Origin of the sequence: Halalkalibacter flavus (assembly GCF_036663575.1) — a bacterium.
Taxonomy (GTDB): domain Bacteria; phylum Bacillota; class Bacilli; order Bacillales; family Bacillaceae_D; genus Halalkalibacter; species Halalkalibacter flavus.
The window spans coordinates 1-414 of record NZ_JAWRVK010000135.1; the positions used below are offsets into that span (position 1 = coordinate 1).

The 414-nt window shown below is 47.1% G+C and carries 1 protein-coding gene; it reads left to right on the forward strand.

Annotation, left to right across the window (positions count from 1 at the left end; all coding sequences use genetic code 11):
* Window positions 1–157 precede the first annotated feature (157 nt).
* Entirely contained in the window at window positions 158–319 is a 162-nt protein-coding gene (locus tag SAY88_RS24780) for a hypothetical protein (RefSeq protein WP_332635088.1), read from the forward strand.
* Window positions 320–414 lie beyond the last annotated feature (95 nt).

Sequence of the window (414 nt, forward strand, 5' to 3'; positions counted from 1 at the left end):
TAGTGGTTAGTTGATGTGTACCTCCACAGTGGACTTTCACCACCTAGATAGTCGCCATGCCTGGCGCACACAAAAAAAAGCATTCCTCAACGGAATACTTTAGGATGCCTGGCAACGTCCTGGCTCGCTATTTCTCTTCTACGGGGATGGGTTATTCATGGAGTTGTTCTTCGAAGTTTCTTACGTCGTGTTACGAAGAGAAACAGCTCGTCTCACAGGGGGACACGATGTTTTTTCAGAGATGTATAATCACTATGTAACCATCGGCCCATTCGAGGAAGGTGCTGTTCCTCCGGAACAGAGCTCTTCAGCGCCTTGAGCATTCTGTTTATGCATATAAAAAAGACAATCCATTGGATTGTCTTTTATCTGCCTGGCAACGTCCTACTCTCACAGGGGGAAGCCCCCAACTAC

Excerpts from the sequence above, each read along its gene's own strand:
- SAY88_RS24780 (WP_332635088.1), top strand. The coding sequence starts at position 158 with ATGGAGTTGTTCTTCGAAGTTTCTTACGTCGTGTTACGAAGAGAAACA.